8 protein-coding genes are annotated in these 6,675 nt (G+C 70.1%); 5 read left to right on the top strand and 3 right to left on the bottom strand.

All coding sequences use genetic code 11. The annotated features are described in order from the left end of the window. On the top strand, positions 1-471 hold a 471-nt coding region (locus tag ACWELJ_RS32695; RefSeq protein ID WP_452369939.1), incomplete at its 5' end, for a helix-turn-helix transcriptional regulator. An 89-nt stretch (positions 472-560) separates the two neighbouring features. After that, positions 561-968 (top strand): hypothetical protein, encoded by a 408-nt coding sequence (locus tag ACWELJ_RS32690; protein ID WP_452369938.1) that lies wholly within the window; start codon positions 561-563, stop codon positions 966-968. Between the two features lie 5 nt (positions 969-973). Here the strand turns inward: ACWELJ_RS32690 and ACWELJ_RS32685 are convergent, their stop codons facing one another. Next, positions 974-1,783: an SDR family oxidoreductase gene (locus ACWELJ_RS32685; protein WP_452369937.1), complete on the bottom strand. Its 810-nt coding sequence runs from the start codon at positions 1,781-1,783 to the stop codon at positions 974-976. A gap of 46 nt (positions 1,784-1,829) precedes the next feature. Continuing rightward, the gene (locus tag ACWELJ_RS32680; RefSeq protein WP_452369936.1) at positions 1,830-2,888 is read right to left on the bottom strand and encodes an alpha/beta hydrolase; all 1,059 of its coding nucleotides are present in this window, start codon (positions 2,886-2,888) and stop codon (positions 1,830-1,832) included. A gap of 218 nt (positions 2,889-3,106) precedes the next feature. On the opposite strand from ACWELJ_RS32680, the gene ACWELJ_RS32675 reads away from it, so the two are divergent. Beyond that, entirely contained in the window at positions 3,107-3,883 is a 777-nt protein-coding gene (locus tag ACWELJ_RS32675; protein WP_452369940.1) for an ArsR/SmtB family transcription factor, read from the top strand. A 21-nt stretch (positions 3,884-3,904) separates the two neighbouring features. On the opposite strand, the gene ACWELJ_RS32670 is transcribed toward ACWELJ_RS32675, so the two are convergent. Beyond that, a complete protein-coding gene (locus tag ACWELJ_RS32670; protein ID WP_452369935.1) occupies positions 3,905-4,666 on the bottom strand; it encodes a 3-hydroxyacyl-CoA dehydrogenase in 762 nt (253 codons plus the stop codon). Positions 4,667-4,999: 333 nt separating this feature from the next. Here ACWELJ_RS32670 and ACWELJ_RS32665 point away from each other — a divergent pair, with 333 nt between their 5' ends. Then, entirely contained in the window at positions 5,000-5,632 is a 633-nt protein-coding gene (locus ACWELJ_RS32665; protein WP_452369934.1) for a hypothetical protein, read from the top strand. 16 nt (positions 5,633-5,648) lie between these two features. Further along, a complete protein-coding gene (locus ACWELJ_RS32660; protein WP_452369933.1) occupies positions 5,649-6,524 on the top strand; it encodes a MinD/ParA family ATP-binding protein in 876 nt (291 codons plus the stop codon). The last annotated feature ends 151 nt before the right edge of the window (positions 6,525-6,675 follow it).

The following is a 6,675-nucleotide window of genomic DNA, read 5'->3' as shown; positions in this document are numbered from 1 at the left end:
TCCGACCCGCTGCGCCGGGTCACCCTGTTGCGGCGCGCGGCGGCGCTGGCCCGCGCCGGCGGCGACGAACTCGAATTGGCCACCGTGCTGGCCGATCTCGGGGCCGCCTACCGCGCGCTCGGGGAGGCTGATCGGGCGCGTCCGCCCCTGCGTGAGGCGGCGCGGCTCGCCGAAACCTCCGGCGCGGAACCGCTCCTGGCCCGACTGCAGGTCGACTCCGCTCCGGGATCGCGAGACCCGCTGAGCGCCAACGGCTTCGAGACCCTGAGCCCGGCCGAGCGGCGCGTCGCCGAACTGGCCGCGAGCGGGAACCGCAATCGCGATATCGCCGAAACCCTGGACATCACCACCAGCACGGTCGAGCAGCACCTCACTCGGGTGTACCGCAAACTGTCCGTCGCCCGCCGCGGCGAACTGCGATTCGCCCTGGCCGTGCGGACCGCGGCGAGCGGGAGGACCGCCACCGGCTGATGCCGGATCAAGGTCGGGCATCGATTCGGGCGAACCCCGGCGACCCCGGACGGGCGCTTCTATCGTGAAGCCATCCGGAAGGGGTCGTCATGACGGCAACGGACAAGATCCTCATCATCGGCGGACTGTTGACCCTCACCTACGGGACGCTACTGGGATATCCTCTGGTCGCGCTGCGGCAGCGCACGGGCAATCCGCCCGCACCCCGCTATCTCAACGTCGCCCACGTCGGGGCCGTCCTGCAGGGCGCGCTGGTGCTCGGCCTGGTCTGGGCCGCCCGGCTCTCGGACCTGCCCGACGGCTGGAACATCACGGCCGCCTGGCTGGTGGTGAGCGCCGGTGTACTCATCGCCGCGAAGGACACCATCAACTGGCTGACCGGAATCGAGGACGAATTCGCGGAGAAGGCCCGGACCATGCCGCTCGGCCTGGCGGGCGCGTTGGCGATGACGGCGGGCCTGATCATCTTCGTCGTGGGCGACATGGCCGCCCTCTGACCGCGTCAGTGCAGCGAATCGGCCTTGCTGATCCAGCCGACGATCGCGCGCGTCACGAACGGCGGCGACAGCCGCATCGCCAGACCGGTGAGTTTGGTCTGTAGTCCGACCAGCACGTGCGGGCCACGCAACGGGCCGCGGCCGGAGGCGGTGTGCCACACCGCTTCCGCCACATCCTGCGGGGTCAGCCGCACACCGAGGGTGGTCGCCGATTTCGAGCCGCGGCTCACCTCGGTCATCATCTCGGTCGCCACGAACAGCGGCAGCAGATCGCTGACCGTGATCCCGTACTGTCGCCACTCCAGGTCGAGCGCCTCGGTGAGACTGCGGACCGCGGCCTTGGTCGCGCCGTACACGGCCAGCCCGGGCTGGCCGTAGAGCGCCGATGCCGAGGCCAGGTTGATCACCCGGCTGCCCGGTGTCCGGCGCAGATAGGGGAGCGCGGCGTGGCAGCCGTTGAGGACGCCCTTCACATTGACGTCCACCACGCGGTGCTGGCGTGCCACCTCGATCTCGCCGAACGCTCCCGATACCAGGATGCCCGCGTTGTTGACCAGCAGATCGAGACGACCTGTGGCGTCGGCGAATTCCTTCAGCGCCCGATCCCAGCCCGCTGCGTCGGTGACGTCGAACGCGCCGGTGATCGTGTGCCCGCCGAGCTCGGCGGCGGTGCGGGCCACCGCGTCGGCGTCGATGTCGTAGAGCCCGACCGTCCAGCCCTCCCGGGCGAAGCGGGCGGCGATGGCGCGGCCGATTCCGGCGGCCGCGCCGGTGACCAGGACGGCGGGGCGGGAAGCGGTGTCGGGCTGGGACATCGGAGCCTCTCGGATCGCGGGGTCGGGCCGCCGCCGGTGCGCGCGGTCAGGCCGCGCTGCGGCCGAGGCGACCCGGATCGATCATCGCACGATGGAACTCGGCCGCGTCGCGGGCGGCGTCGCGGCCGTCGGCGAGCAGATCCGCGCCCAGGTGGATGAGGGTGTGCGGCGCGCTGGGCCGGATCTGCAGGCGCATCGGCACCCCCGCCGCCTCGGCCCGGCGCGCCACCGCGAGCGCGTCGGTCAGCAGCATCTCCCGGGACCCGACCTGCAGGAAAATCGGTGGCAGCCCGGTGAAGTCGTGATTCACCACCGACCACGCCGGGTCCAGGTCGCCGTCCACCGCGATACCGCGGCGCACCACCATGTCGGGTCCGAGCGCGGGCAGCACCGCGTCGGAGCGGCTGTTGGGATGCGCGAGCCGGGCGGTGGAATCGAAATCGGCCCACGGCGAGGTGACCGATAGCGCCACCGGCAGCGGCAGCTCCCGTTCGCGCAGGGTGAGCGCCAGGCGCAGCGCCAGACCGCCGCCCGCGGAATCGCCGGCCACGATGATCTTCTCCGGCGGGAAGCCCTCGTCGAGCAGGTGCCGGTAGGCGGTGAGCGCGTCGGCGAGGCTCTCGTTGGGGTGCGCGTCGGGCAGCTGGCGGTAGTCGACGGTCAGCACCGGCAGCTCGCTCAGCGCGGCCAGACGCGCGGTGTGGCGGCGGTAGCTGTGCAGGCCGCCCGCGATGAACGCGCCGCCGTGCAGGTAGAGGATGGCGGCGTCGCGGTCCACGCGCGGATCGGGAACCGGTGCGCTCCACAGCCATTCGGCCTCGAAGTGCTCGAAGCGCAGGGTTTCGCGGCGGGTGCCGCGCGGGGTGCCCATGACCCGGGCGGGCTGCTCGGACAGGCGGGTGACCCGGAAGATCAGGTGGGCCGGGCGCGGGCCGAGATCGGCGACCCAGGCGCCGGCGCGCAGGAACTGCTGCAGTGTGGTGCGCAGGACGGGGTGCACGAGCCGGGTCCCGATGCGGGCCGGGGGGATCGTCTCCACGATCACCGAGGACGCGGGATCCTCGCCCACGGGCACGGGGTGTGAGGGCTGCGGCGTGGTCGCCACGGGCACTCCTGTCCGCGCCACGGCAGGAGGCGCTGAAGAGACAACGATGTCGGTTCGGCTGAAGGCCGTTGACCATCTTGACGGCTGAAACGCGGATTGTCATGTCCGAGAACGAAATTCCCACGTAACCGGGGGTGCGTCCCGGCGTGCGCGCCACCCCCCGTTGACTTATGCAGGTAAATGCCTGCATAATTTGGGTCGTGCAACCCGAACCCGACATGGACACGGTTTTCAAGGCTCTGGCCGACGCCACCCGCCGCCAACTGCTCGACCGGCTGCGCGAGCACAACGGTCAGACGCTGCGCGAACTGTGCGAGCGGGTCGCGATGGCCCGGCAGTCGGTGACCCAGCATCTCGACATTCTCGAGCGGGCGGGGCTGGTCACCGTGCTACGCCGGGGCCGCGAACGGGTGCACTACATCAATCCGACCCCGATTCACGACATCGAACAGCGCTGGATCTCCGTTTTCGACCGCCCCCGGCTGGATGTCCTGCGCGCCATCAAGAACCAGGCAGAGGAGTACGCGATGACCACCACCGTGCCGAACTACGTCTACGTCACCTATATCCGCGCCAGCGCCGAGCAGGTGTGGAAGGCACTGACCGACGCCGATCTGACCGCCCAGTACTGGGGCCACGCGAATGTGTCGGACTGGCAGGAGGGTTCGCGCTGGGAACACCGCCGCGTCGACGGCTCCGGCAAGCTCGATGTCGTCGGCACCGTGCTCGAGGCCGACCAGCCCAGCAGGCTGGTCGTCACCTTCGAGGATTCCCCGCAGGAGGAGCGTTCGCCCTCGGTGGTGACGTTCCTGATCGAGCCGCATCAGGATATCGTCCGGCTCACCGTCACCCACGAGAATCTGCCGAACGAGGAAATGCTACAAGGCATTTCGAGCGGCTGGCCCGCGGTGCTGGCCAACCTCAAATCGCTGCTGGAGACCGGTGCGGTGCTGCCGCAGGCCCCCTGGGAGATGGAGCAGGCGGCGCACGCCTGATCCATCCGCCCATTCCGCTGGTTAGCGCGGGGCCATGCGGATCGCGCCGTCGAGGCGGATGACCTCGCCGTTGAGCATCGGGTTCTCCACGATGTGGCGGACCAGCGCGGCGTACTCGGCCGGGTCACCCAGGCGCGAGGGGTGCGGCACCTGCGCGCCGAGCGCGTCGATGGCCTGCTGCGGCAGGGTCGCGAACAGCGGGGTGTGGAACAGACCCGGCGCGATGGTCATGACGCGGATCTTGAACGAGGCCAGGTCGCGGGCGACCGGCAGGGTCAGGCCGACGATGCCGCCCTTGGAGGCGGAGTAGGCGGCCTGGCCGATCTGGCCGTCGAAGGCCGCGACCGAGGCGGTGTTGACGATGACGCCGCGCTCGCCGTCGGCCTCCTCGACCGCGGACATGCGCTCGGCGGCCAGGCGGATCACGTTGAACGTGCCGATGAGGTTAACGTTGATGATCTTGGAGAAGGCCTCCAGCGGGAACGCGCCCTGCTTGCCGACGGTCTTGACGGCATTGCCGATTCCCGCGCAGTTCACCGCGATTCGCAGGGTGCCGAGCTCCTGAGCGGCATCCAGCGCGGCGCTCACGTCCGCCTCGCTGGTGACGTCGCCGGGGGCGAACACCGCGCGCTCGCCGAGTTCCTCGGCGAAAGCCTTGCCGTCGGACGAGGGAAGGTCGAGGATAACGACCTTCGCGCCGGCCGAGTGCAGTTCCCGCACGGTGGCCATGCCCAGTCCCGACGCGCCGCCGGTCACAACCGCGACGATATCTGCTGTCTTCACAAAACCTCCAAAATTCTTGGTCTTGTTAATGTAGATTCCGCTCGGATCGCAGGGAAGACCGCCCCGTCGGCGTGGCGTTCACGGGACCGTACGAACCCTGCTACTCGCGCACGCGCGCGGATTGAACGGAGTGTCGTCCGGCGCGTCGAGTCGTTGGAATCCTGTTCATGCGAGAGAATTTCCGATCGGGACCGTTCGGACGCGGAGCCGGTGGCGACGTGGTAACGGCGGGCTCACCCGGTACCACCGATCACCGACGACAACACACCGTCAGCCACGACCGACCGCCGAGAGGGTCAGACGATGCCGAGCGACGTGCCCGCAGCGGGAATGTTGAAGTCGTACAAAAAACAGTCGCGCTGGTACCCGGCCCTCGACCCGGCCACCCCCGAACCGCCCGGTCGCGACGCGGCCTCCGAGACGCCCGCCTTCGACGAGAGCGCCGGTCCCGCCCGCTTCCCGCACTACATTCACGACACCGAGCCCGAGGTCGAACTGCCGCCGGTGCCCGAATCGGTGCTGCGGCGCAATCGCTTCGACGGGACCTGGTCGGACTGGATGACCGCGACCGGCGAGAGCGGTTCCTACACGCCGCCGCCGCGCTACCGCGGCAACACCGTCGTCGAATTCCCCACGGACAGTGGTGAACCCGCCATTCCGGCCATCGACACCTCCGCGCAGTGGCGCGAGGCCGTCGAGACCCCCGAACCCGCACTCGCCCAACGTCTCCCGGATCGGCGGCTGCTCACGCTCGCCTTCCTGATCGTTGCCATTGTTTTGCTGGCCATCGTCGGCGGAGTTGCCCTGTATGTGCTGAATTCCCATGGCGGCTCGGCGCAATCCCTCGGCGAACCCGGCGCCGGAGCCGGTTCTCACCCGATCGCGGTCGCGGCGGCGTACAACGAGATGACGGCCCCCGCGATCATCGGCGACCATGGACCCACCGCGGGCGTTCCGGCCGGATAAGAAGAGAGCGGAGACGATGGATCAGGACTGGAGCCGCTGGCTCGACGAGGTGCCCGAAGTGGGCGAATCGTCGGGTCGTGCCGCGCGTTCCAAGACTCCGGTGGTGCGCTTGCGCAAGCGCCGCGGCGATTCCGGCGAGGCCGGGCCCGCCCCGCGCCCGATTCTGGTGGTGGGCGGCTGCGGTGGTGCCGGGACGACGACCACCGCGCTCGGCATCGCGGGGGAGCTGGGCGCCGCCGGTGACCGAACCGTGGCCGTGGACGGCACTTTCGCCGGCAGCGACCTGGCGCTGCGCGGCGCTGACGAGCACTTGAGCCCGATCAGCCTGCAGGCCTGGCTCTACGGCCGCGGCGACGACGAGCCCGCCCCGCTCAAGGAGTGCCTCTCGCGGGCGACGTCCGGAATCGGGCTGCTGTGGCGCGATCCCGCGCCGCTGCGCCGTCGCGCCACCTACCTGACCGTCGCGCGCGCCCTCGGGGAGTCGGGGTACACCCCGGTTTACGACGGCGGCAATCCGATCGCCAGCCGGCACCTGCGCCCGCTGCTCGAGGACGCCGATATCGCACTGGTGCTGGCGATTCCGGCGCGCGTGGACGCCGCCAACCGGCTGCGGGTCACCCTGGAGTGGCTCGACGATCAGTTCGGCGGGCAGGGTGAGGGCCCCGGCGACGGAATTGTCGGCGACACCACGATCGTCGTTTCACATCAGTTGCCCGGCAGCGATTCTCGGATCGCTGAACATTTGCGCGAGCATTTGGACGGTTGGGTGAACGAGATCGTCGAGATACCCTATGACGCACACCTCGCGCGGGGGGAGCTGGTGCGGCACAGCGAGCTGGCCGCCGAGACACGCCGCGCGTATCGCCGCCTGCTTGCTGGAGTGGCATCATGACCGCAGCCATGAAGGAACGCCGATCCGCCGACCGGAACATCGATTCAGGGGCCGCCCTGGCGGCCGGTGTGGTGCCACCGCCGGAAGCCCGCCGCGCACCCCTGTGGGACCGACCCGTACCCGGCGGCGGCCGGGCGCCGCTGGTCTGGCT

This window comes from Nocardia sp. NPDC004582, from assembly GCF_053602115.1.
The sequence above is the reverse complement of the archived record's forward strand: the minus strand, read 5'-3'. Positions and strand labels throughout refer to the sequence as shown.

Bases quoted from the DNA above. Each gene is read 5' to 3' on its own strand.
- ACWELJ_RS32660 (WP_452369933.1), top strand. From the start codon at position 5,649: ATGGATCAGGACTGGAGCCGCTGGCTCGACGAGGTGCCCGAAGTGGGC.
- ACWELJ_RS32675 (WP_452369940.1), top strand. From the start codon at position 3,107: ATGGACACGGTTTTCAAGGCTCTGGCCGACGCCACCCGCCGCCAACTG.
- ACWELJ_RS32685 (WP_452369937.1), bottom strand. From the start codon at position 1,783: ATGTCCCAGCCCGACACCGCTTCCCGCCCCGCCGTCCTGGTCACCGGC.
- ACWELJ_RS32690 (WP_452369938.1), top strand. From the start codon at position 561: ATGACGGCAACGGACAAGATCCTCATCATCGGCGGACTGTTGACCCTC.